Source organism: Micromonospora maris AB-18-032, from assembly GCF_000204155.1.
GTDB lineage: Bacteria > Actinomycetota > Actinomycetes > Mycobacteriales > Micromonosporaceae > Micromonospora > Micromonospora gifhornensis.
This window is the reverse complement of record NC_015434.1, coordinates 4,540,493-4,566,399: the sequence shown is the minus strand read 5'-3', so window position 1 is coordinate 4,566,399 and position 25,907 is coordinate 4,540,493. Positions and strand designations below refer to the sequence as shown.

The window sequence follows — 25,907 nt, the reverse complement described above, 5'->3', positions numbered from 1 at the left end:
GGGTCAGCGGCCGGGATCCGGGGCGTCAGCCCACGGATCCCGGCCGCTTCACCATGCGGGGCACCAGGTCACGGTGCACCCGCGTCGGGTCATGCGGTGCGACTCGCGGCGACCAGGACCTGGTCGGCAGGGTCGCGATCGGACCCCTCGAAGGCCACCGGCACCGGCTGGGCCTCGGGCGTCGGCTGCGAATCCGGAGTCGGCTGCGCCTCGGCGGTGGCCGGCTCGGGCTCGGGGGACGGTGCCGCCGTGTCGGTGCCGCCCAGGCTCTCCGGTCCGGGCGGCGGCTGACGCAGTGCCCGCAGCGCCGCCACCGGCGCGGCCAGGGCGACGAAACCGCACACGAACCAGGTGGCGGTCACCCCGATCACGGCGGAGAGCGCGCCGAAGACCACGATCGACACCGGAACGGTGCCGATGCCGGCCAGCGTCAGCATCGACATCGCCGTGCCCATCCGGGCACGCGGAGAGGCCTGCTGGTAGACGGTGACGATCGCCGGGCCGTTCAGGCCGGCCATCAGACCGACCAGCGCGCCGACCGCGGCGAGGGTGAACACCGAGTTCATCGCCGCCATCGCCAGGATGCCCAGACCGATGCCGACGCCCGTGACGACCAGGCGCACCATCAGCGGGATGCGGTGGGCGAGCAGGGCACCGGTCACCCCGGCGGCGATCGCGCCGCAGCTGAACGCGACCACGACCACGGCCACCGAACCGACACCCCAGCCCCGGCCGTCGACGATCAGCGGCAGGGCCACCTCGATCGGCCAGCCGAAGGCCATGTCGAGCAGGAACGCGCAGATGAACAGCCAGCGCAGGCGGCCGTACGTGCGCAGCAGGCGGATGCCGTCGCCGGAGCGTCGGAGCATGTTCTCGCCCGGCGTCCGGTCACCACCGGCCATACCACGGGTGACCACCCACATCGCGGCGAACGAGACACCGCAGGTCGCCGCCACCACCGCCATCGCCTCCCACAGCTCACCGGTGGCGATCAGCCAGGCGCCGATCGGGGTCCCGATGATCGGCGCGAGCCGGGTGACCAGGGACGACAGTGAGTTCGCCCGGGCCAACTGCTCGCCCTGGGCCAACCGGGGCATCAGGGTGCCGGCGGCCGGGCTGCCGATGCCCAGCAGCACCCCCTCGATGGCGGCGACGACCACCAGCGGCCAGAACCACGGCGTGGTGAAGACGACCACCGCGCCGGCGGCGAGTAGCACAGCGCGGGCGGAGGTGGTGCGCAGCAGGACGAACCGGGCCCCCAACGAGTCGGCGATGGGGCCGGAGAAGACCAGCGTCAGGGCGCGGGGGACGGTGCCGGCCAGCATCAGGGTGGTGATCGCGCCGACGCCGCCGAGTTGGACCGCGGTCCAGGCCAGGGCGACGAGCAGGACGTAGTCGGCGGTCAGCGACAGGCCCTGGCTGGCGGTCAGGGTGATGACCTTCCGCCACTGCACCGCCGCCTGGACTCCGTCGGGTGCGGTCTTCGGCAACTCGGTTGATGTCATCGGAGTTCCTCGCTCTGGTAGGGAGTCGCTGGTCGGGGCCCGGGCGGTGGCGTGGTGTCCCGGCTTTGCCGGTCCGGCGGGTAGGGCGGCGGGAGCAGCACGCTTCCGCAGCCGCCGTGCAGCGCGTTCTCGACGGCCCGCCGTGCGGCGAGGCGTTCGGCGGCGGCGTCCACCGGACCGGGAGCGCTGACCCTCAGACTGCCGCCCAGATCCGAGCGCCCCAGGCGGGCCAGTGCCTCCGCGGCACCCCGCAGCGCCGCTTCGTGCCGAGCGGGCGTACAGGTCAGGACGGGTATCGCCGAGGGGGTGAAGCGGACCCGCGGCGCAGCGCTCGGCGGGTACGGTCCACCGGCGGGCCGTCGGGTGCCGCACCGGTCGTCGTGCTCACCGCAACGGCTCCGGCCCGGCCTGGTGGAGTTGGTCGGCCGGCATCGCCGGCCGGTGGGTTCCGGATGGTGTCTCATGCGGCCCTCCTCGAAAGGTCGGGCGGGGACGAGTCCTCGTCTCCCGGTGGTCGGGTGATCTCGGGTCGGTCCGGCGGTTGGCCGGTCGGTCCATCGGTGCGGGCGCCGTACGGGTAGCCCCGCCAGTCCCACTCGAACATCCGTAGCCGCCGGGGCCGGTCACCGACGGTGGCCAGGGTGGCGACGAAACCGGGCGGGGCGGGCAGGTCCCGCAGCGACCAGCGCTGCCCGACGAAGGCGCCGGAGCCCTCGACGATCCCGGGTACCAGGACGCCGAGGCGCAGCCCGTCCAGCAGTCGCCCGCCGCTGGCCTTCACGCACGCCTCCTTGCGGGACAGCAACCGGTGATAGGCGGCGTTGCGCGTCGCGTCGTCGGGCTGGGCGGCGACCTCGGCGGCCTCCTCGGGCGGCATGAACCGGGCCGCGAGGGCACCGGCCCGCACGTCGTCGCGGATCTGCTCCACGTCCACCCCGACCGGCTCGTGCAGGCGAACGGCGAGCAGGGCGTGCCCGCCGGACCGGCTCAGACTCCACTGCCACCGACGCCACTCGCCGTCGAAGTACGGCTTGCCGTTGGGACCGCGCGCCCAGTGCAGCGCGTAGCCCGCGACGTCGAGGTAGCTGCCCAGCACCGACCGCACCGCCCCGTGCGCCGCCACGAAGCGGTGCGCCGCCTGCTCGTCGCGCAGCCGGTGCGCGCGCCGCATCTCGTCGGCGTCGAGCAACGCGATGAACGGGTCGACGATCTCGCGTTCGACGTCCAGGACGATGTGCCACACGTCGGTGCCCGGCGGCGTCCCGACGTCGACCCAGACGGGCTTACCCGGCGCGGACATCGGTCAGCCGTCCCTGGAGATAGCCCTCGGCGAGGGTGAGTCGCTGAATGTTGCCGGTGCCCTCCATGAACTCGAAGGCCCGCGCGTCGCGCAGGAGCTTGTCCAGCATCGGGTGCTCCCAACGGGCCCCCGGTCCGAGCAGCCGCACCGCCGTGGTGGTGATCTCCTCGGCCAGCCGGGTGGCACGCAGCTTCGCCGCGGCCGCGAGTGTGCCGTCGCGTGGATCCGCGTCCACGGCGCGGGCGGCGGCCAGCACCAGGGCGCGGGTGCCGGCGAGGCGTTGCTCCCAGCCGGTGAGCAGGTGGCGCTCGTCGGTCCGGTACCGGCGGCGCTGCGTCACGACCAGGTCGTACGCGGCTTGGGCGACGCCGAGCGCGAGGCAGGACACCACCGGGCGGTACCGGTTGAAGGTGCGGGTGGCCGCCCACATGCCCTGCCGGGTGGCGGAGCGCTGCCGGCCGAGAATGTCGGCCTCGGTGAGCGGTACGTCGACCATCCGCAACTCGCTGAGCTGCAAGCCGCGTAGACCCAGCGTGGACAGCGGTGCGGCGGTGAACCCGGGCAGGTCGGTGTCGACGAGTACCGCCACCACACCCAGTGGACCGGCGTTGCGGCGGGCGAAGACGACGCCGAGGCGGGACCGCACACCGTTGCCGACGTACCGCTTCGTGCCGTGCAGCCGGAAGTCGTCGCCGTGGCGGCGCAGCGTGGTGTGCATGCTGCCCGGGTCGGAGCCGTGCGCCGGCTCGGTCATCGCGAAGAACGTCCAGGTGGGTTCGGTGGCGACCGTCTCCCAGTACCGTTGCTGCTGGTCGTCGTCGGCGAGGTCGGCGATGACCGACGCGGACATCGACGGGCCGGGCAGGGCCAGCACCGCGGCGGCGTCGGCCCGGGCCAACTCCTCCAGGACGACGACCCGTTCGACGCAGGTGTCCAGCAGGACGGGCCGGCCGTCGACCCGCAGCGGGTCCGGGTTGTACTCGGCGGGCAGGCCGGCGAAGCGGCGCCACGGCAGTCCGCAGCCAGGTGCCGAGACCGCGAGATCCGGGTTCCGGTCGAGATCCAGTGCGGTGGGGCGCAGCAGGTCCGCGTGGGCGCGGGCCTGCGCACGCAGGTCGGTGAGAAAGTCGGTGCTCATGGCGCCTCCTCGTGCGGGGGCGGGTAGGTGTCGGCGAGCAGTTCCGACACGCGCAGGTGGCTGCCGGGCCCGTCGGTCAGAAAACCGGCGGCACCGAACAGGTGCAGGCAGCTACGACCGGTCTCGTCGAGCGCGCGGTGTACCTGGTGCAGATCGGCCCGGGTGTCCAGCAGTGCCTGCGCTTCGGCGATGCCGGTGGCCGCGTCGGCGAGGATCCCCCGGACCATCGGCAGGTTCAGCGTGACGACCCCGGCGACGGTCCGGCCGCGCAGGTGCGCGGCGGCCAGGTCGAGCAGCCGGGTGGTCAGGCCGAGGCGGATCCAGGCGATCCCGGCCGTCCAGGCCGCCCCGGTGTCCGGGTCGGGGCCGCCGTCCGGCACCCGCCAGGCGATCAGCTCCCCGTCGCTGGTGACGACCCGGTCCAGTACCGTCTGCCCGTACGGCTGCGGCCGTGGACCGTCCGGTGTGGCGCACCGGTCGCTGGCGGCGTAGACGGCGGCCGGTAGGAACGTGTGGCCGCCCGGTCCGACCGGCACCACCCCGGGGCTGGTGTCCGCGTGGAGCGCGCCCAGTGCCGTGACCGCCCCTGCGGTGTACGCGAGTGTGCGGTACCGCCGCAGGTCGGCGGCGGTGGCCGGCGTGCTGACGGTGATGGTCATCGGACCAGTTCCCTCACCTTCTGGGGACGGTGCCGCAGGGCGGGCGGCGCGACGACGCCGGCCGGTTGCCACGGCGTCTCGGGGCGTTGTGCCGGCAGGGTGACGGTGACGGCGCACCGGTACGGCAGCACCGGATCACGGTCGGCGACCAGGACGTGGCCGCCGTCCGGCGGGCTGTCGAGCAGGTCGGCGAGGGCCAGCCACACCCCGGCGCAGGGGTGCCCCGGTTCGGCCCACCGGACAGGTACCCCGGCCGGCAGGTCGGCCAGGCCGGTGCCGGCGACGAGCAGGTCGACGTCGGTCTCCATCGCCGCAGCCGCCCCGGTACGGGTGACCATCACCGTCGGTACGCCGAGCCCGATGGTGCCCTCTGCTCCGAGTAGCAGTGCCACCACGACGTCCTGCACCGGCCGGACCGCCGCGTCGTCGGGCGGCAACGTCGACTGCTCCATGATCAGGATCAGGGCTCGGGTGGCCGCGCCGGAGCGCAGGTACCGGTGGGCGATCCGCAACGCGGTGAACGGGCCCGCCACCCCCTGCTCCGACACCCCGAGCATGATCGGGTCGCCGGTCAGGACGTGTGACAGGACCGGCCCCGGGAAGCTCTGGTGCCGGCAGTCAGGACTGGCGTCCACCGTGATCGCCAGGTCGACGCCGACGAGTTCCGGGCCGAGTTCCGCGACGACCGTACGGACCATGTCGTGGTAGCTGACCATCGGACCGTCGGTCAGCCAGGACACGTCGGTGAAGTCGCCGTACAGCGCCGACATGCGTTCCAGCAGGTTGCTCCGGTCGTCCGGATCGCACGGGATCTGCGGCGGGGTGAACGTGCGGGTGACGATGCGTTCCAGCGTCGGGCCGGCTCGTCCGTCGGGTTGTCGCAGGGCCGACATGGTCAGCGGCTCTCGGCGAGGAAGGCGGCCAGCGATCCCACCGACTCCAGGTGGGCCTGTTCCAGGCTCTCCGGGTCGACCTGGGTGTCCAGGGCGTCCTCCAGCGTCATCAGCAGGGCGAGGACGCTGGTGGAGTCCAGGTTCAGGTCGTCGAAGAGTCGGGTCTCGACGGTGACGTCGGTGAGTTCCTGGCGCAGCACCTCCTCGAGCGCGGTGACGATGACGCTGACGATCTGCTCGTTGCCGGTCTCGACGGTGGTGGCGTTCATTGCGGGCCTGCCTTTCGGGCGTGAGGTTGGGGAGATGACGCGGTAGGAAAGAGGGCGGTGCAGGTGGTGCGGAGTCGAGCCGGGGTCAGCGGAAGTCGTGCAGGATCTGCGCGGCGAGCATGCTCTCCACGTCGTCGCGGGTGCGGACCAGCCGGGGCTCGCCCTCGTGGATCAGCACCTCGGCCGGGTAGCCGTGGCTGAGGAAGTGCACAGGCGAGGCGGTCGGGCCGTACGCGCCGGAACGCTCCACCCCGATCACGTCGCCGGGGCGGACGTCGGCGGGAAGCTCGACGGCCTTGCCGATCGTGTCGTTGGGGGTGCAGAGCGGCCCGGTGACGTTCCACTTCACCGGCTCGGCGGTGCTGTCCCGGTTGAGCAGCCGCATCGGGAAGTTGCGTTTGACGAACGAGCCGATGCCGACCGCGGCCATGTGGTGGTTCGTGCCGCCGTCGGCGACGGCGAAGCGCTCGCCCATCGATTCCTTCACGTACCGCACCTGCACGGCGTAGGTGCCGCTGTGCCCGACGAGATAGCGGCCGAGCTCCATCACCAGGACGGTCCGCGGGTGGCGGGCGTGGAACGCGGCGAAGACGGGGTTGAGCTGGTCGGTCAGTGCGGCGACGTCGAGGTCCTGCTCGCCGGCGAAGTACGCCACGCCGAGCCCGCCACCGACGTCGACGACCTCCAGGTCCACCGCGAGGTGTTGGCTGAGCCGTTCGGCCAGGTCGAGGATCCGCGCGGTGTTCTCGACGATCATCGCCTCGGAGAGGAACCGGGTGCCCAGGTACGCCTGGAAGCCGCACAGCCGCACCGACGGGTGCCGGCCGGCGAGGTCCGACTCCGCCAGCAGGGCGGCCTCGTCGATGCCGAACTGGCGGGGCTTGCCGCCCATGGTCAAACCGCTGCCCTTGACCGCGAAGCTCGGGTTGACCCGCAGCACCACCCGGGCGGTGGTGCCCAGCTCCGCGGCCAGCTCGTCGATCAGGGCGAGTTCGCCGAGCGACTCGCAGATGAGGGTGACCTCACCCTTCAGGCACGCGGTGAGCTCGGTGCGGCTCTTGCCGGGGCCGAGGAACATGATGTCCTCGGCGGGGACACCGGCGCGCTCCGCGGTGACCAGTTCGGTCAGGGAGGAGACCTCGGCGCTGGCGCCCAGCGAGTGCAGCAGCGCGCAGACGCTGATGTTGGGGTTGGCCTTCAGCGAGTAGAACATCCGCACCGCCGGATGCAACCGCTCGCGCAGTTGCTGGTACCGGTCGGTGATCGTCGCGCCGTCGTAGACGTACAGGGGTGTGCCGAACCGTTCCACAAGTTCGGTGACGGGGACACCGCCCAGCGCGGTCGACTCAGACATGGACGGTCTCCTTCTGGACAGCCGCGACAACGGCGTTGTCGAGGTCGGTCAGCTCCTGTTGGGTACGGGCCAGCAGCAGCCCGTACAGGCGTCCCACGTACGGGCGGGTGTCGCCGGGTTCGGGGGTCGCGGCGTTGACCGTGGCGAAGTTGTTCACCACCAGGCCGGTGCCCCGGTCCCGGTCGAACAGCAGGTCACCGAGGCGGTCGCGGAAACGCGCGAAGGTGACCGGCCCGGTCAGCCGTAGGTCGTACTGGCGGGCCAGAGCGACGCTGTCCGGGCCCATGAAGCGCTCCTGCAGCCCGGTCTGGTACGTCGACATGTTGTTCCGGGCGTTGATCTCCAGCACCGGCAGCAGTCCGCCGTCGGTGGTGGTGATGGCGTCCACCCCCACCACGCCGTGGAAGCCGTCGGCGGCCAGCCGCGCGCCGAGCCGTTCACCGGCGATGACGAGTTGCGCGGCGTGCTCGGTGGAGAGTCGGGCAGGGAAGCGGTGCCCCTTGTGGACTCCGTTCTCGGTCAACGCCTCCTTGACGAAGTCGAACCGGACCGAGCCGTCCCGGGCGACGGTGAAGTGGTAGTTGAGGTCGAGCGCCTTGTCCGCCCACTCCTCGATGACCAGGGCGACGCGCTGGTCGCCGGTGCGGTCCGCCCGTCGGGTGACCATCCGGACGAGCTGGTCCATCCGACGGGTGTCATCGACGACCATGATGCCCTTGCCGGAGACCCCGTACGCGTCCTTGACCCCGACCCGGCGGCCGGCGGCGACGGCGCGCGCCGCCTCACCGGCCGCGGCGACGAACTCGTCCACGGTCTCGCACTCCCAGCCCACGGCCTGGGGAAGCCCGAGGTCGGTCGCCACGCGGCGGCTGTAGATCTTGCTGTTGACCGCCTTGACCACCGACACCGCCGGCAGTGCCGGGGCAAGCCCGGTCAGCTCGCACAACTGCTGCTCCAACGCCGACATGCCGTGCGGCAGCAGGTACGCCCCCTGCCCGGCCAACGACCGCAGCGCGGCCAACAACCGGGGCGAGCGCAACGCGTCCTCGCTGACCGTGGCCGCCGGGTCGTACGCATCGGTGAGCAGGATCCCGGGAAGCTCGATGCCCAGCCCCTCCAGGTAGTCCAGGTAGTCGGGGTCGGGGGCGGACTTCAACACGACGTGATCGCCAGGGCCGGCCAGGAGGACGGCGAACTCGTCCATCCGATTGACGATCGCCGTGGACGCCCGACCGCCGAAGACCGGCAGCCCCACCTCGTCGCGGGCCCACTCGTCCTCGACCTCGAAGTTGCCCAGCAGGACGAACGGAGTGCCGGTGGCTCCGGTGCAGGCACTCTTGACACCCTCGAGGAACGTCGGATCCGGAGGTGACATCGGCTGTTTCCCTTTCTGCCGGCGGGTCGACGGCTCAGTGCCGCAGTACGGCGGCGGTGAACGTCGCGCCGAGCCCGACGGCGGCCATCAGGTACAGATCGCCCGGGCGCAGCCGGTCGGCCGCGCGGGCATGGACGTAGTTGACGAATGGATCGGCACCGAAGCAGTGCCCGGTGACCGCGATGTTGTCCAGGTAGACCCGTTCCAGCGGCACGTCCAGCAGGCGGCAGGTCCACGACCAGGACAACATGTTGACGTTGTGGGGCAGCAGCAGTGCCAGGTCGTCGATGTCGACCCCGGCGTTGCGGCACGCCTGGCGGATCACCTCGGCCAGCACCTCGTTGTGGTCCTTGACGAAGTCCGGGTGCAGGGGCTGCGGTGGGACCGACTCGGCGAACTGGCCCAGGGTGCGGGTGGCGACGCCGAGCAGCCGGTCCCGTTCACCGTTCGCGGTGACCAGGCAGGCGGCGGTGGCCTCGCCCATCACGGTGCTCTCCGGGATGGTCTCCAGGATCGGGGCGAAGGCCTTCTCGCCGGTGAGCACCAGGGCCAGGGCGTCCGGATCGCCGTCTGCGGCGAGTAGCTGTCCGGCGAGATCCACGGCGAGCAGACCCGCGGCGCAGGCGTGCTGGGTCAGGGTGAACGCGACCGCGTTCGGTAGGCCCAGCGTGACGCAGACATCCTCCAGCAGGGTCTCCCCGGCCCGGACCGCCGGCACGATGGTCCGGCCCAGCACCACGTAGCGGACCCGGTGTTCGTTGCCGCGCAGCTCCGTCAGCGAATCGACCGCCGCGACCAGCAGCGGTCGCAGGTCCTGCCCGGGGTCGCGGAGCACCTTCTGCAGCCCGAACAGGCGCCGGTAGGTCCACAAGCGTTTCGGGTCGGCGTCGACGCAGATGTCACCGATGTCCACGCTGCGTGCCGGCAGGTGGCATCCGACGTCCAGCAGCGCGGTCATGCCGCACTGCCGATCGGTGCGGTACGCGCCGGCCACGCGGCCGTCGGGGCGGCTGTCGGCCACCACAGATCCTCTGCCGTCAGGGCGTCGGCGCGATACTTGCCGACCGCGCTGACCAACAGCCGGGCCTCCAGCGCCAGGGCCTCGACCAGGCGGATGAGCCCGTTCTCGGGGTCCTCGTCGACGGCGAGCAGCGCGGCGCGACCCAGCCCGACGGCGGTGGCGCCCAGCGCCAGCGCGCGGACCGCCCGGCCGCCCTCCCAGATCCGGCCGGTGGCCAGCAGACAGCCCTGGGGGTGGCCGATACGGCGCAGGCACTCGCCCAGCGGCAGTCCGACCTGGTCGAGGAACGCCCGAGGCGCCCACCCCGTGCCGCCCTGCGCGCCGTCGACTGTCACCGCGTCACTACCGGCCTGCCAGGCGGTCGTCGCGGCCTGCGCGACGTCACGTCCGGGGTGGAACTTCACCCACACCCGGGCCCGCGGGAAGTTGTTGCGCATGAACCGGACCTGCTGGCGCAGGATCTCCTCGGTGAAGGTGCCGGGGGTGGCGCAGCGCAGCCACCGATCCGGACCGAGGACGTCCCGGACGGCGAACTGACCGGCCAGCCGGGCGGCTTCCTCGGCGTCCACCGCGGTCATCCCACCCAGTCCCGGCTTCGCACCCTGACCGGTCTTGAGTTCGAAGCCCAACCGACCCGAGTCGCGCAGCTCGCGCACCGACGTGTCGCTGTAGACGAGGTTCCACACCTCGGAGTCGGCGTCCTCGGTGCTCTGCTGCACGACCACCCCACCGACGCCGGGCGGGCACTCCTGCGCGTAGGCGCGCAGCCGGGCCAGGATCGGCGACTGCGCGGCCTCGGCCCGCCGGTACCCGCCGACCGGCACCATGTTCTCGCCGATCACCATCGGGATGCCGAGCCGGCCGGCCTGCCGGCTGGCCGCGATCCCCGCGTCACCGGAGGCGACCCGGGTCGAGCCGAACGCCGAGACGTACACCGGCAGCGGTGACCGGAAGCCGCCGATGACGGTGTCCAGGTCCACGTCGTCGTGCAGCGGCTCCCGGCCCAGATCGATCAGCTTCTCCAACCGCCGGGGCATGAACACCGGCGGCACCAGGCGGGCCTGGTCCAGGTCGTCGGAGACGGAGGCGGGGCCGGGCGATTCCTCGTCGCCGGCGCCGTGCAACTGTCGGCCGTACGTGTCGACGGGCGGGAACACCGCGGCCACGCCCTCGCGGGCCCGCTGCCGGATCAGCCCCTCGGGCAGCCCCGGCGCGTAGACCCCGCCCCGCTGCGTTGCACCCTCAGCGCTCACGGCGAGACCACGCCGGGAAGCTTCGGGTACGCGCTGACCTGCCAGAGCGCGTCCAGGCCGGTCAGGAACCGGACCAGGCGCTGCAAGCCCATGCCGAAGCCGGCGCTGGATGGCAGGCCCTCCCGCATCAGCCGCAGGTACCAGTCGTACTTGGCCGGGTTCTCGCCGCTCTCCCGCATCCGGGTCACCAGGGTGGCGTAGTCCGCCTCCCGCTCGCTGCCGCTGACCAGCTCCCCGAAACCGCCGTGGGCGATCAGGTCGAAGTTGCGCAGCACGCCCGGGTCCTGGGGGTTCTCCCGGTCGTAGAAGCCCCGCGATCCCTTGGGGTAGTCGGTGATGAAGAAGGGCCGGTCGGCCTCCCGGGACAGGATCTCCTCACCCGCCCAGTTGATCTCGGCGTCCGGGCTCTGCGGGTGACCCTGGTCGCGCAGCCGCTGGACCGCCTCGGTGTGGGTGCAGCTGTCGAACTTGCCGGTCAACAGTTCGGCGAAGTCGAGCGGGTCACGGCCCAACTGCCGCAGCACGTCCGGCACGGTGTCGAACACGTGCGCGACGACGTGGGTGAGCAGCCCGGCGGCGGTGTCCATCGCGTCCTCGCGGGTACCACCGGCGATCTCCACGTCGATCTGGTGGAACTCCACCAGGTGCCGGCCGGTGTCCACGGTCTCCGGCGGTTCGACCCGGATGTTCGGAGCGATGTAGAACAGCTTCGGGAAACCGCGCAGCGACGCCTGCTTGTAGAGGATCGCGCTCGTCATGATCTTGTACGTGTGGCCGTAGAAGTCGACGTCGAGGGCCTTGGCGCCCCGGGCGCCCGGGTCGGTGACCGGCCCGATCAGCGGGGGCAGCAGCTCGGTGAAGCCCTGACCACGCAGAAACTCCCGCGCGGCGTACAACGCCTCCTGCTGGACCGCCATGGCGGCCCTGGTCTTCTCGGCGATCAGGTGCTCGCCGAGGAGACCGGGATAGGCGGCGGCTTTTCTCACCGCCACCGTTTGCTCTGCCTGGTACATCTCGCCTCCCGGGGTCTTTGCTCGTACCTGGTTACGACGGCCGGCAGCGCCGACAGCAGACGTGTCGAAGTGTGCGAATCACGCACCGGAGATTTGCGCCGGCTCGCGGTCGACCCATTCGGTCGCGCTATTTCCCACACGTCGAATATAGGAGTGCCCGGTGGCGGCAGACGGTAGTTGGACGGGCAGAAAGGTGGGCAGTCGAAGCGGCAGTGACCGGCGTGTGGACACGACTGAGCGGCCCCTGCTCACGAGGTGAGCAGGGGCCGCTGGAGGTGATCTGACCTGGCGTTTCCTTACGCGTACTGGGCCACCAGGCTCCGCGGTCGGATGTCGGTCCAGGAGCTCTCCACGTACGCCAGGCACTCCGCCCGGCCGGCCGGCCCGAAGGCCGTCTGCCAGCCGCCGGGTACGGCGGCGAAGACCGGCCAGAGGCTGTGCTGGGCCTCGGCGTTCACCAGCACCAGGAACGTGCCGTTCTCGTCGTCGAACGGATTCGCCATGTCATTTCCCTTCTCGAAGGTTTCCGGAGTTCTCTTATGCCAATTCGGCAAGTCTTGCGGCGAGCTTCTCGCCGATTTCCGCGAGTGGTTCCCGTTCGGTCATCCGAAGATGAGTGGTGGCCACGTCGTGCCACTCGATGACGCCGCTGAAGTGCTCTTCCCACAGTTTCGGTGCCGGGCCGTCGGCCACGCCGGCCCGGCCGGCGGAGAAGAACAGCAGGTCACCGGCGACCACCCCGGGCCGGTACGCGGCCATGATGTCGGCGTGATTGACTGCGGCCCGGACCAGGGCGTGGACCTCGCCGGGGGTGAAACCGGCGAGCACCGGGTCGCGACGGCGCAGGACCTCGACCACCGCCGCCGGGTCGTACCGGTCGAGGAGCCCGTCCGGCAGCTCACCGGTCTCTCCGTCGTCGTCGCCGAGCAGCATCAGCATGGTCTCGCGCTCGGTGCGCGGCCGGGCCGCCTCCTCGACGGACACCGGGTAGGCGTCCATCATGGCCAGCAGTTCGACCTCTTCGCCGGTCTGTTGCAGCGCAGTGGCCATCGCGTGTGCGACGACCCCGCCGAAGGACCAGCCGAGCAGCCGGTACGGGCCGTGCGGTTGCACCCGACGGATCTCCGCCAGGTACTCCTCGGCCAACTCGGGTACTCCTGCGGCCCGGTAGCCGGGCAGGCTCAGCGCCCGGGTCTGCAGGCCGTAGATCGGCTGCTCCGGGCCGAGGTGCCGGGCGAGTCCGGCGTACGACCAGCTCATGCCGGCGCCGGGGTGGACACAGAACAGCGGGCGGTGTCCACCGGACGGTTGCAGCGGCACCAGGACCTCGGAGGTTTCCCCGCGCCGCGTGCCGTCGAGCAGCCCGGCGGCGGTCGGCCGGTCGAACAGGTCGCGGACCCGGATGTCGAGGCCCAATGTGTCGCGGATCCGGCTGACCAGCTTGGTGGCGAGCAGTGAGTGTCCGCCGAGTTCGAAGAAGTTGTCGTCGACGCTGACCGCTGCGACGTCGAGGGCTTCGGCGAACAGGCCGCACATCAGGTGTTCGTCGGGGGTCCGGGGGGCTCGTCCGCTGCGTTGTCCCTGCTGGGGGGCGGGTAGGGCACGCCGGTCGAGTTTGCCGTTCGCGGTGACGGGGAGTTGGTCGAGTACCACCACCGCGTTCGGCACCATGAAGTCGGGCAACGTGCGGGCGGTGAGCTGACGTACGGTCGCCTCCCAGTCGCGTGGGGCGGCCGCCTGGGTGGGGACGACGTAAGCGACGAGTCGCTTGTCGCCTGGCCGGTCCTCGCGGACGATGACGGCGACCTGCCCGATGCCGGGGTCCTCGCCGATGGTGGCTTCGATCTCGGCCGGTTCGATGCGGAAGCCCCGGATCTTGACCTGACCGTCGGCTCGACCGATGAAGCGGAGTCGTCCCTGGCTGGTCCAGGCGACGAGATCGCCGGTGCGGTACATGCGAGCGCCGTTGGGGTCGTACGGGTCGGCGACAAAGCGCTCGGCGGTCAGCCCCGGCCGTCCGAGGTAGCCGCGGGCGACCTGGTCGCCGGCGAGATAGAGCTCGCCGGTGGCGCCGGGGGGTACGGGGTTGAGGTGTTCGTCCAGGACGTAGGTGCGGTTGTTGTCGAGGGGACGGCCCAGGTGGATGCCGGGGAACTCGCTGCGGTTGGTGTCGAAGCGCTGGTGGTGTGAGGCGAAGGTGACTTCGGTGGGGCCGTAGCTGTGGACGACGACGGTGTTGGGGCAGTGGTCGAGGACTCGCTGCATGGCGGCTGGTGAGGCGGTGTCGCCGCCGGTCCAGACCTCTTCGAGTCGGGCCAGGGTGTCGAGTCCTTCGTCGGCCATGATGTGGAACAGGCCCATGGTGAAGTAGGCGGCGGTGATCTGGTGCCGGGTGATGGTGTCGGCTAGTTCTGCCAGGTCGGCGCCTTCTCCGGAGGCGATGACGAGTTCGCCGCCGAGGAGTAGTGGTACCCACATCTCGTAGGTGGAGGAGTCGAAGCCGTAATTCGAGTGGACGAGCATCCGGCGGTGGTGGGCGGCGTTCCAGCACCGGTCGGCGGCGAGTTCGCGGACGTTGTGGTGGGTGACTCCGACCCCCTTGGGCCGGCCGGTGGAGCCGGAGGTGAACATGACGTACATCAGGGAGCGGTCGTCCAGGGGCAGGTTCGGGTCGTCGTCGCGGCCACCGGTCGGGCCGTCGAAGGGCACGATCACGGTGCCGTGCTCCCGCTCCGCGTCCAGGGCCGGGTTGGTCTCGGCGTGCCGGTCGACCAGCAGCACCGGAGCCGCCGAGTCCGTCATGATCGTGCGTACCCGGGCCGGTGGGAGGGTGGTCCCGACCGGCACGTACGCCGCACCGCACTTGAGGACCGCCAGGCTGGCCGCGATCAGGTCCGCACCCCGGTGCATCAGGACACCGACGGTGGACTGGGGTGTGACGCCGGCCGCGATCAGACGGTGGGCCAGCAGGTTGGCGCGTCGGTTCAGCTCGGCGTAGCTGATCCGCTGCTCGCCGAAGGTGACGGCGATGTGGTCGGGGGTGCGCCGGGCCTGCTCCTGGAAGGCTTCGTGGACGCAGCCTCGGGTGGCGGGGACGGTGGTGTCGTTGTAGGCGATGAGGAGTTGGTGGCGTTCCTCAGCGCTGAGGAGGTCCAGTTCACCGACGCGCTGTTGCGGGTCGGCGACGGCCGAGTGCAGCAGTCGGGTGAGTCGTCCGGCGAGGAGTGCGGCGGTGTGCTCGTCGAACAGGTCGGTGGCGTATTCGAGGGCGCCGTCGAGTCCGGCGGGTGCGCCGGTGGCATCGGTCAGCTCACCGACGGACAGGGTCAGGTCGAACTTGACGGTACCGATGGCCAACGGGATGTCGCTGCCGGCGAAGGGTGAACCCGTGGTGTCGGTCGGAGCGGTGTTGTTGACCATCAGCATGATCTGGAACAGGGGGTGGTGTGCGGTGGTGCGGGTGGGGTTGAGTTCTTCGACGAGGCGTTCGAAGGGGAGGTCCTGGTTGTCGTAGGCGGCGAGGTCGGTGTCGCGGACGCGGGTGAGTAGTTCGGTGAAGGTGGGGTTGTCGGTGAGGTTGGTGCGTAGGACGAGGGTGTTGACGAAGAAGCCGACGAGGTTGTCGAGGGCTTCGTCGGTGCGTCCGGCGACGACGGTGCCGATGGGGATGTCGGTGCCGGAGCCCATTCGGGACAGCAGGGCGGCGAACGCGGCCTGCAACACCATGAACACCGACGTACCGGTGGTGCGGGCCACCCGCAGCAGCGCCGCATGGCCGGCCGCGTCCAGGGTGAACCGGACGGCGTCGCCACGGTGGCTGGCGCGGGCCGGCCTCGGCCGGTCGGCCGGGAGGTCCAGTACCTGCGGCGCGTCGGCGAGGGTGGTGCGCCAGTAGTCGAGTTGCCCGGCGAGCAGGCTGTCGGGGGCGTTCGCGTCGCCGAGGAGATCGCGTTGCCAGCGGGTGTAGTCGGTGTAGCTGACCGGCAGCGGAGTCCAGTCGGGTGCGTGGCCGGCGGTGCGGGCCTGGTAGGCGATGGTGAGGTCGCGCAGCAGGGGCGCCATGGAGGCGCCGTCGCCGGCGATGTGGTGGAGGACGACGACCAGCACCTGGGGAGCGCCGGTGGGTCGGAAGAGCCAGGTCTTCAGCATCGGATCGGTGCTGAGGTCGAAGACGTGTCCGACAGCGGCCTCGACGGCCGCGGGTAGCTGGTCGGGGGTGAGGTCCCGAACGGTCAGTCCTGATCCGGGGTCATCGAGGATGACCTGGTGGGGTTCGCCGTCGATGGTGCGGAAGACCGTACGCAAGGCGTCCTGGCGGTGCAGGACGTCGGTCAGGGCGGCGGCCAGGACGTCCGCGTCAAGATCGTGCTCCAGTTGGAGTGCGACGGGGATGTTGTAGACAGCGCTGGGGCCGTTGAGTTCGTTGATGAACCAGAGCCGGTGCTGGGCGTACGACAGCGGCACCGGACCGGTCGACTCGGTTGCCACCAGCGCGGGCCGTACGGGCGTGCCGGCCAGCTCCCGGATGCGGTGCAGCAGTCCGGCCGGGGTCGGAGCTCCGAACACGTCCCGCACCCCGATCTCGGTGCGGAAGACCACCCGGATCCGGTTCACCAGTTTGGTGGCGAGCAGTGAGTGTCCGCCGAGGTCGAAGAAGCCGTCGTCGACGCCGACTGCGGGGACTACCAGTGCCTCGGCGAACAGGTCGCACATGAGGTGTTCGTTGGGAGTACGGGGGGCACGTCCGGTGCTCCGGCCGTATTGCGGTGCGGGCAGGGCGCGACGGTCGAGTTTGCCGTTGGCGGCCAACGGCAGCCGCTCCAGCACCACGAAGGCGGCCGGCACCAGATGGGCGGGGAGTGTCTCGGCGGCGGCGCGGCGCAGCTCGCCCTCGTCCAGCTCCGACCCCTCCGCAGCGGGCGTCAGGTACGCCACGAGCCGTTTGTCGCCGGGCCGGTCCTCACGGACGATCACGGCCACCCCGCCGACGCCAGGCTGTCGGGCGAGCACCGCCGCGATCTCACCGGGCTCGATGCGGAATCCCCGGATCTTGACCTGGTCGTCGGCCCGTCCGACGATCGCCACCGCGCCGTCGCGGGTCCAGCGGGCCAGGTCGCCGGTGCGGTACATCCGGGCGCCGGCCGGATCGAACGGGTTGGCGACGAAGCGCTCGGCGGTCAGCGCGGTCTGGCGCAGGTACCCGTCGGCCAGCCCGGTACCGGCGACATAGATCTCGCCGGTGACGCCGACCGGGACCGGCCGCAGCTCATCGTCGAGGATGTAGCAGGCGCGGTTGACAAGTGGCGCACCGACCGGGACCGGCGCATGGTCAGGCGGTGCCTGGACCTGGTGGCAGTTGGTGAAGATCATGCTCTCCACCGGCCCGTAAGCGTGGATCAGGCGCTGTCGGGGCAGCAGGCGGCGGGCCCGGGCCAGGTGCTCCACCGAGGGCGCCTCACCACCGGTCATCACCTGCCCGACGGCGGCGAGCGTGTCGGGGTACTCGTCGAGCATGACGTTGAACAGCCCGGCCGACAGCCACATGGTGGTGATCCCGTGGCGGGCGACCAGTTCGGCGATCCGGGCCGGCTCCGGCCGCTGGCCGGGGTGCAGCACGCAGCTGGCGCCGTGCAGCAGCGGGCCCCAGAAGTCGAGCGCGAACGCGTCCCAGGAGACCGGCGCGCTCTGCAACCACACCTGATCCGGTCCGAAGTCGACGAAGTCCTGGCCGGTGAGGGTTCCGACGATGGCCCGGTGGGACGCGAGCGCCCCCTTGGGCGTTCCGGTGGATCCGGAGGTGAACATGATGCAGGCCGGGTCTGCGGGGTCGCCGGCAGGTAGGGCGGGCTGATCCGCAGGTGGCACACCGGGGACGGCGCCCGCCTCGTCGACCAGCACGGTGACTGCGGGACGCGCGGTGCCGAGCCGACCGGCCAGGTCGTTCGCGGTGACCAGCGCGGCCGGTGCGGCGTCGTCGGCCAGGGCGGTCAGCCGGGCGTCCGGAAATTCCGGATCGAGCAGGGCGTACGCGGCACCGGCGCGCAGCGTGGCGAGGACGGCGACGGCCATCGGCAGGCCACGCTCCAGCAGCACACCCACGATGTCCCCGCGCCGTACGCCGACCGTCACGAGATGCCGGGCGAGCCGGTCGGCGGCGATGTCGAGTTCGGCGTACGTCATCCGGGTGTTGCCGTCGATCAGCGCGATCCGGTCCGGGCCGGCGGCGACCTGGTGGGCGAACACCTCGGTGACCCGCAGGTCCGGTGCGGAAACCCCGGTGTCGTTGAAGGCGCTCAGCAGGGTGTGACGCTGGTCGGCGGTGAGCAGGTCGTGCCGCCCGACGGGGGCGTCGGGTTCGGTGGCGAATGCGCCGAGCAGCCGGATGAAGGTGGCGCAGAGGTCGTGGACCGTCTCGGTGTCGAAGAGGTCGGAGGCGTACTCGAGGATGCCGTCCATCCCGTCGGGGCCGCCGGTGGGGTCCTGCCGTTCGGCGACGGAGAGGGTCAGGTCGAACTTGACGGTGCCCACCTCGAACCCGACCTCGGTGCCGGCGAACGGGGATCCGTCGGAATCGGCCCCGACGGCGTTCCGGACCATCAGCATCACCTGGAACAGCGGGTGATGCGCGGTGGTGCGGGCCGGGTTGAGCTCCTCGACGAGACGCTCGAAGGGAATGTCCTGGTGCTCGTATGCGGCCAGGTCGGTCTCCCGAACCCGGGCCAGCAGTTCGGTGAAGGTGGGGGCACCGGAGACATCGGTCCGCAGCACGAGGGTGTTGACGAAGAACCCGACCAGGTCGTCGAGGGCCTCGTCGTCCCGACCCGCCACCACAGTGCCGATGGGGATGTCGGTGCCGGAGCCCATCCGGGACAGCAGCACCGCGAAGGCGGCCTGCATCACCATGAACATCGACGTGCCGGCGGCACGGGCCACCTGACGCAGCGCGGCATGGGTAGCCGGGTCCACAGTGAACGGGACGCCGTCGCCCTGGTGACTGGCCCGCGCCGGGCGGGGCCGGTCGGCGGGCAACTCCAGCACCTGCGGTGCGCCGGCCAGGGTGTGCCGCCAGAAGTCGAGCTGCCGGGCCAGGAGGCTGTCCGGGTCGTCGGCCGCGCCGAGCAGATTCCGCTGCCAGAGGGTGTAGTCGACGTACCGTACCGGCAGGGGCGCCCACTGCGGTTGCTGTCCCACGGTCCGCGCTGCATACGCCGTCGACAGGTCCCGCAGCAGCGGTGCCATCGACATGCCGTCACCGGCGATGTGGTGCAGGACCACCACCAACACCTGGGGCGCACCGGCCGGGCGCAGCAGCCAGACCCGTACGGGGATCTGCGTGGCCAGGTCGAAGACGTGGCCGGCCGCCGCATCCACCGCCGCCGGCACCTCGTCGGGGGTCAGGTCCCGCACGGTCACCTCGGGGCGTACCCCGTCGAGAACGACCTGATGGGGCTCGCCGTCGGTGACCTGGTAGACGGTGCGCAGCACCTCCTGCCGTTCGACGACGTCGGCGAGGGCCGCCGCCAGGACGTCCGGGTCGATTGCCTGGTCCAGTCGGATGGCGACGGGGATGTTGTAGATCGCACTCGGGCCGTCGAGTTCCCCGAGGAACCAGAGACGGCGCTGCGCGTAGGACAACGGCACCGGGCCATCCGGTGCGGACGCCACCAGCGCAGGCCGCACGGGCGTACCGGCCAGCTCACGGATCCGGTCGAGAAGCCCCAGCGGGGTCGGCGTTCCGAAGACGTCCCGGACACCGATCTCCGCTGCGAAGACCGCCCGGATCCGGTTCACCAGTTTGGTGGCCAGCAGGGAGTGTCCGCCGAGAGTGAAGAAGCCGTCGTCGATGCCGACCGTGGAAACTCCGAGGACCTCGGCGAAGAGGTCGCACATGAGCTCCTCGTTCGGGGTGCGGGCGGCACGGCCGACGCGCTGCTGCTGCTGGGGGGCGGGCAGGGCGCGGCGGTCGAGTTTGCCGTTGACGGTGACCGGTAGCTGATCGAGGACCACCACCGCCGAGGGGACCATGTAGTCGGGCAGGGTCCGTGCGGTTCGTTGCCGTACGGCCGCCTCCCAGCCGGCGTCGGTCCGGGCGGCTACCCCGTGAGCGGGCGCGATGTACGCGACGAGCCGCTTGTCGCCGGGCCGGTCCTCGCGGACGATCACGGCGACCTGACCGATGGCCGGGTCCGCGGCGATGGTGGCCTCGATCTCGGCGAGTTCGATGCGGAAGCCGCGGAGTTTGACCTGTCCGTCCGCGCGGCCGACGAAGCGCAGCTCGCCCCGGCCGTTCCAGGCGACGAGGTCACCCGTGCGGTACATCCGGCCGCCGGCCGGGTCGAACGGGTCGGCGACGAAGCGTTCGGCGGTCAGTCCCGGCCGGCCGAGGTAGCCGCGGGCGACCTGCTCGCCGGCCAGGTACAGCTCGCCGGTGCCGCCCAGGGGCACCGGGCGCAGCCGCTCGTCGAGCACGTACGTGCGGTTGTTGTCCAGCGGCCGGCCCAGGTGGACCCCGCCGAACTCGCCCCGGTCGGTGTCGAACCGCTGCTGGTGGGAGGCGAAGGTGACCTCGGTCGGGCCGTAGCTGTGCACCAGCACCGTGTCCGGGCAGTGTTCCAGCACCCGCGCGACGGCGGCGGGGGAGGCCACGTCACCTCCGGTCCAGACCTCCTTCAACCGGGCCAGGGTGTCCAGCCCCTCGTCGGCCATGATGTGGAACAGGCCCATGGTGAAGTAGGCGGCGGTGACGTCGTACCGGGTGATGGTGCGCGCGATCTCCGCCAGGTCGGCGCCTTCCCCGGCCGCGATGACGAGTTCGCCGCCGAGCAACAGCGGCACCCACATCTCGTAGATGGAGGAGTCGAAGCCGTAGTTGGAGTGCACAAGCATCCGCCGATGGTGTGCCGCGTTCCAGCAGCGGTCGTTGACGAGTTCGCGAACGTTGTGGTGGGTGACACCCACGCCCTTGGGTCGACCGGTGGAGCCGGAGGTGAACATGACGTACATCAGGGACTGGTCGTCCAACGGCAGGTTCAGGTCGTCATCGCGACTGCCCGTCTGATCATCAGTGGGGCTGTCGAAAGGGACGATGACGGTGCCGTGTGTGTGCTCTTCGGCCAAGGCGGGGTTGGTGCTGGCGTGGCTGTCGACCAGGAGTACGGGGGCGTTCGCGTCGGTCATGATGGTGCGTACGCGGGCTGGTGGCAGGGTGGTGCCGACCGGTACGTAGGCGGCTCCGCACTTGAGTACGGCGAGGCTGGCGATGACGAGGTCGGCGCCACGGTGCATGAGGACGCCGACGGTGGACTGTGGTGCGACGCCGGCCGCGACGAGTCGGTGGGCCAGCCTGTTGGCGCGTCGGTTCACGTCGGCGTAGGTGAGTTGTTGTTCGCCGAAGGTGACGGCGGTGTGGTCGGGGGTGCGCCGGGCCTGTTCCTGGAAGGCGTCGTGGACGCATCCCCGGGTGGGCGGGACGGTGGTGTCGTTGTAGGCGACGAGGAGCTGATCACGCTCCTCGTCGCTGAGCAGGTCGAACTCGCTGACGCGTCGGCGCGGGTCGGCCACGGCGGCGGTCAGTAGCCGGGCGAACCGGTCGGCCAGCATCGCGGCGGTGTGCTCGTCGAACAGGTCGGTGGCGTACTCGAGGGAGCCGTTCAGTCCGGCGGGGGCGCCGCTGGTGTCCACCTGTTCGCGGATGGAGAGGGTCAGGTCGAACTTGACGGTGCCGATGTCGAAGGGGATCTCCGTACCGGCGAAGGGCGATCCGTCGGGATCGGGCTGGGCGGTGTTGCCGACCATCAGCATGATCTGGAACAGGGGGTGGTGTGCGGTGGTGCGGGTGGGGTTGAGTTCTTCGACGAGGCGTTCGAAGGGGAGGTCCTGGTTGTCGTAGGCGGCGAGGTCGGTGTCGCGGACGCGGGTGAGTAGTTCGGTGAAGGTGGGGTTGTCGGTGAGGTTGGTGCGTAGGACGAGGGTGTTGACGAAGAAGCCGACGAGGTTGTCGAGGGCTTCGTCGGTGCGTCCGGCGACGACGGTGCCGATGGGGATGTCGGTGCCGGAGCCCATTCGGGACAGTAGGGCGGCGAACGCGGCCTGCAACACCATGAAGATGGTCGTGCCACTGCCATTGACGAGTCGCAGCACCGCCCGGTGCAGGTCCGCGTCGAGCCGGAACGGCACCGCACCCCCGCGGTGGCTCGCCCGGGCCGGGCGGGGCCGGTCGGCGGGCAGGTCGATGACCTGAGGGGCCCCGGTCAACGTCTCCCGCCAGAAGGTCAACTGCCGATTCAGCAGGCTGTCGGGGTCGTCGGCGTCGCCGAGGAGGTCGCGTTGCCAGAGGGTGTAGTCGGTGTAGGTGACCGGCAGTGGGGTCCAGTCGGGCGTGCGGCCTACCAGGCGGGCCTGGTAGGCGGTGGTGATGTCACGCAGCAGGGGAGCCATGGAGGAGCCGTCCCCGGCGATGTGGTGCAGGACCACGACCAACACCTGGGCGGCGTCGGCGGGGCGCAGCAGCCAGGTCTTCAGCATCGGGTCGGCACTCAGGTCGAAGACATGTCCGACGGCGGCTTCGACGGCTGCGGGTACCTCATCGGCGGTGAGGTCGAGGACGGTCAGCCCTGAAGCGGGGTTGTCGAGGACGACCTGGTAGGGCTCGCCGTCGACGGTGCGGAAAACGGTACGCAGCGCCTCCTGGCGGTGGATGACGTCGGCCAGGGCGGCGGCCAGAACCTCCGCGTCGAGGTCGTTGTCGAGTTGGATCGCGACGGGGATGTTGTAGATGGCGCTGGGGCCGTTGAGCTCGTTGATGAACCACAGCCGGTGCTGCGCGTACGACAACGGCAACCGCTCCGTCGGCGCCGCGGCCACCAGCGCGAGCCGCTCCCGAGCGGTCAGCTCGCCGAGCCGGTGACCCAGCGCGGCAGGGGAGGGGGCGAGGAAGATGTCGCGGATGCCGACCTCGACGTCGAGTACCGACCGGATCCGGTTGACCAGCCGGATCGCGAGCATGGAGTGTCCACCGAGGGCGAAGAAATCGTCGCCCGGGGCCACCGTGGTCAGGCTCAGCACCTCGGCGAACAGGTCACACAGGACCGGGGTACGGGGAGAGCCGTCGTGCCCGCCGACGAATGCGGGGACCCCGACCGGGCGGGTACGGGCGGCGCGGCGCCGCTCGTCCAGGCCCGCCTGCTCGGCGTCGGTGAGCACGTCGAGGGTGCTGACCGGGGTGCTCGGGTCGGTGGTGGCGGCCCGCAGCAGCCGCAGGTACGTCTCCAGCATCAGGGCCGCGGTGTCGGCGTCGAACAGGTCCACGTCGTACTGGAGCCAGATTTCGACCTCGGCGTCGTCGGCGGTGGCGATGCAGGAGAAGCTGAGGTCGAACTTGGCGGTGTCGAGGCCGGCCGGGGCGATCCGGCCGTCGAGGTCGAGGATCCGCAGCTGGTCCGGGGTGGACGTGTTGACGGTCAGCATCACCTGGAAGAACGGATGGTGCGCCAGCGACCGGACCGGGTTGAGTCGCTCCACCAGCAGGTCGAACGGGACCTCGGCGTGCGCGTACGCGGCGAGATCGTTGTCGCGTACCCGGACGACCAGGTCGGCGAAGCTGGGGTCGTCGGAGAGGTCGGTGCGCAGCACGGCGGTGTTGACGAAGAAGCCGATGAGGTCGTGCAGCGCCTCGTCGCCGCGTCCGGCGACGGGGGTACCGACCGGCACGTCAGGGCCGACGCCGAGCCGGGTGAGGGTGGCCGCGAGCGCGGCGTGGAAGAGCATGAACGCGCTGGCCTGGTGGGTGTTGCCGAGGTTGCGCAGGCGCTGGTGGGTGTCGGCGTCGAGGACCGCGCACAGCGAGGCGCCCCGGTGGCCGAACTCGACCGGGCGGGGCCGGTCCAGTGGCAGATCGAGCACGGCCGGCAGGTCGGCGAGGGTTTCGCGCCACCAGGACAGGTGCCGCGCCATCAGGCTCTCCGGCTGGTCGGCGTCGCCGAGCAGTTCCCGCTGCCAGAGGGCGTAGTCGGCGTACTGGACGGGCAGCGGCTCGAAGTCCGGTTCCGTTCCGGCCAGGCGGGCCCGGTAGGCGATCTCCAGGTCGCGCAGCATCGGGGCCAGTGACCAGCCGTCGGTGGCGATGTGGTGCACCAGCACCACCAGCACCGAGCGCTGCGGCGTGTCGACGAGCAGCAGGGACCGCAGTGGCGGCTGCGTCGCGATGTCGAAGGTGCCGTCGACGAACTCGGCCAACCGGGTGTCGACGTCGTCGCCATGGCAGTCCTGCACGACCAGCAGCCGGGGGTCGGGGTCGTCGAGGATCCGCTGGACGGGTGTGCCGTCGACCGAGGGGTACACGGTGCGCAGCACCTCGTGCCGGGTCACCAGGTCGGTCAGCGCAGCGGCCAGTGCCTGCTGGTCCGGCACCCCGTCCAGTTCGATCACCAGCGGCATGTTGTAGGTCGCGGTCGGGCCCTCCATGGCGTGGAGGAACCACAGCCGGTGTTGGGAGTAGGACAGCGGGATGAGTTCCTCGCCGGGCTCGGGCAGGTACTCGGCCGACCCCGAGCCGGCGTACGGCTCGGCGGCGGTGGGGCCACCCGGCCCGGACGCCGGAGTGGCCCGCAGCGTGCCCCGGTCGATCTTGCCGGTGCTGCTGCGGGGCAGGGCACCCACGAGCCGGACCACGCCGGGCACCGCAGCGGCGGGCAGCCGCTGCGCGAGATAGCCGCGGACCTCGTCCGCGCTGACCGTGCCGGCCACGTACGCCACCAGGCGCTTCATGCCGTTGCCGAGGTCCTGGGCGACGACGGCGCATTCGCGCACCCCGTCGAGGCCGAGCAGGACCGACTCGACGGCCGCCGGATCGATCCGGTGCCCGTTGATCTTGACTTCGTCGTCGAGGCGGCCCAGGTAGTCCAGTTGACCGTCGTCCCGGACCCGGACCCGGTCACCCGTGCGGTAGGCGGGCTGCCCGCCGAGGGTGGTGAACCGGTCAGCGGTCAGTTCCGGGCGACCCAGATAACCGTCAGCGAGCGCGCCGCCGAGCAGCCACAGCTCACCGTCCACGACGGCGGCCCGCACCCCGGGCAGGGGCAGCCCGATCGGAACCTCGTCGGCGTCGTCGTGCCCGGACAGGTCGGCCACCGTCGCGACCACGGTCGCCTCGGTCGGCCCGTACGTGTTGAGCAGCCGTACCCGGTCGCCGACGGCCTGCCGCCAGCGGGCCACCCGCTCGGGTAGCGCCGCCTCACCACCGATGATCACGGTCCGCAGGGTCGGGGGCAGTTCGGCGACCCCGGTGGCGAGCGCGTACGCCAGCTCGTGCCAGTACGCCGTCGGCAGGTCCAGCACGGTGATCCCGTGGCGGACACAACCGGCCAGCAGCGCCGGTACGTCGAGCATGTCGTCGTCGCGCAGCACGAGTGTGCCGCCGGCGGTGAGGGTCAGGAAGATCTCCTCGACGCTGGCGTCGAAGTGCAGGGGGGCGAACTGGAGCATCCGGTCGTCGGCGGTGACACCGTACCGGCAGGTCGCTCCGGCGACGAAGTGTGCCAAGGCGGCCTGTCCGACGAGGACGCCGTTGGGCGTTCCGGTGGAACCGGAGGTGTAGATGACGTAGGCCGTACCGGCTGGCACGCCTGCCCCGCTGAGCACCACCTCGCCCTGCGCGATCACCTGGGCCAGGGCCGGCGGCGTCCCCGCGCAGGCGTCGGCGAGGATCGCCTCGTTGCGGGCGGCCGGCGCGGCCGGGTCCAGCGGCAGGTACGCGGCCCCGGTACGCAGCACGGCCAGGACCGAGACGATCGCCTCCACACTGCGGGCCCGGCAGACGGTCACCAGCCGGCCAGGTCCGGCACCCTCGGCGTGCAACAGTTCGGCGCGCAGCGCGACAGCCGCGTCCAACTCCGCGTAGCTGAGGCGGGTCGCCCCGGCGACCAGGGCCGGGCGGTCCGGGTCGACGGCGACCCGCTGCGCGAACGCCTGCGACACGCCGACGACCGGCCCGGTGAGCGGCCCGCCGTTGAGGACCGTGCTCGCCCGACGGTCGTCGCGGCCCGGCCCGGCCTGGACAACCGGTTCCGCGTAGTCGATCGATGGCATTGCACTTCCTCCTGCGGTTTGCGGACGGGGTGGGCCCCGGAC

The 25,907-nt window shown here is 71.3% G+C and carries 14 protein-coding genes; all 14 read right to left on the bottom strand.

What is annotated here, in order from left to right:
* Positions 1-89: 89 nt before the first annotated feature.
* On the bottom strand, positions 90-1,505 hold the full coding sequence (locus VAB18032_RS20125; RefSeq protein WP_013734746.1) for an MFS transporter: 1,416 nt from the start codon (positions 1,503-1,505) through the stop codon (positions 90-92).
* Positions 1,502-1,969 carry a hypothetical protein gene (locus tag VAB18032_RS31865; protein ID WP_013734745.1) on the bottom strand — a complete coding sequence of 156 codons (468 nt, stop codon included), beginning with the start codon at positions 1,967-1,969 and terminating at the stop codon, positions 1,502-1,504. Before VAB18032_RS31865 ends, VAB18032_RS20125 begins: the two co-directional genes overlap by 4 nt.
* Positions 1,966-2,805, bottom strand: coding sequence for a 4'-phosphopantetheinyl transferase family protein (locus VAB18032_RS30205; protein WP_013734744.1), 840 nt, complete (start codon positions 2,803-2,805; stop codon positions 1,966-1,968). The genes VAB18032_RS31865 and VAB18032_RS30205 overlap by 4 nt, the downstream gene beginning before the upstream one ends.
* Entirely contained in the window at positions 2,789-3,943 is a 1,155-nt protein-coding gene (locus VAB18032_RS20115; RefSeq protein ID WP_013734743.1) for an acyl-CoA dehydrogenase family protein, read from the bottom strand. The genes VAB18032_RS30205 and VAB18032_RS20115 overlap by 17 nt, the downstream gene beginning before the upstream one ends.
* On the bottom strand, positions 3,940-4,602 hold the full coding sequence (locus VAB18032_RS20110) for an acyl-CoA dehydrogenase family protein (protein WP_013734742.1): 663 nt from the start codon (positions 4,600-4,602) through the stop codon (positions 3,940-3,942). The genes VAB18032_RS20115 and VAB18032_RS20110 overlap by 4 nt, the downstream gene beginning before the upstream one ends.
* Complete coding sequence (locus tag VAB18032_RS30200; RefSeq protein ID WP_013734741.1) at positions 4,599-5,495, bottom strand: hypothetical protein; 897 nt, start codon at positions 5,493-5,495, stop codon at positions 4,599-4,601. Before VAB18032_RS30200 ends, VAB18032_RS20110 begins: the two co-directional genes overlap by 4 nt.
* A 2-nt stretch (positions 5,496-5,497) precedes the next feature.
* Entirely contained in the window at positions 5,498-5,764 is a 267-nt protein-coding gene (locus VAB18032_RS20100) for an acyl carrier protein (protein ID WP_013734740.1), read from the bottom strand.
* 85 nt (positions 5,765-5,849) lie between these two features.
* Positions 5,850-7,118, bottom strand: a complete 1,269-nt coding sequence (locus VAB18032_RS20095) for an alanine racemase (RefSeq protein WP_013734739.1) — start codon at positions 7,116-7,118, stop codon at positions 5,850-5,852.
* Positions 7,111-8,493 (bottom strand): preATP grasp domain-containing protein, encoded by a 1,383-nt coding sequence (locus tag VAB18032_RS20090; protein WP_013734738.1) that lies wholly within the window; start codon positions 8,491-8,493, stop codon positions 7,111-7,113. Before VAB18032_RS20090 ends, VAB18032_RS20095 begins: the two co-directional genes overlap by 8 nt.
* A gap of 34 nt (positions 8,494-8,527) precedes the next feature.
* Positions 8,528-9,514: a 3-oxoacyl-[acyl-carrier-protein] synthase III C-terminal domain-containing protein gene (locus VAB18032_RS20085; protein WP_232510830.1), complete on the bottom strand. Its 987-nt coding sequence runs from the start codon at positions 9,512-9,514 to the stop codon at positions 8,528-8,530.
* The gene (locus tag VAB18032_RS20080; RefSeq protein ID WP_013734736.1) at positions 9,448-10,767 is read right to left on the bottom strand and encodes a glutamate synthase-related protein; all 1,320 of its coding nucleotides are present in this window, start codon (positions 10,765-10,767) and stop codon (positions 9,448-9,450) included. Before VAB18032_RS20080 ends, VAB18032_RS20085 begins: the two co-directional genes overlap by 67 nt.
* Positions 10,764-11,780: an asparagine synthetase A gene (locus tag VAB18032_RS20075; RefSeq protein ID WP_013734735.1), complete on the bottom strand. Its 1,017-nt coding sequence runs from the start codon at positions 11,778-11,780 to the stop codon at positions 10,764-10,766. Before VAB18032_RS20075 ends, VAB18032_RS20080 begins: the two co-directional genes overlap by 4 nt.
* A gap of 296 nt (positions 11,781-12,076) precedes the next feature.
* A complete protein-coding gene (locus VAB18032_RS20070; RefSeq protein ID WP_013734734.1) occupies positions 12,077-12,283 on the bottom strand; it encodes an MbtH family protein in 207 nt (68 codons plus the stop codon).
* A 34-nt stretch (positions 12,284-12,317) separates the two neighbouring features.
* Entirely contained in the window at positions 12,318-25,865 is a 13,548-nt protein-coding gene (locus VAB18032_RS20065) for a non-ribosomal peptide synthetase (protein ID WP_013734733.1), read from the bottom strand.
* Positions 25,866-25,907 lie beyond the last annotated feature (42 nt).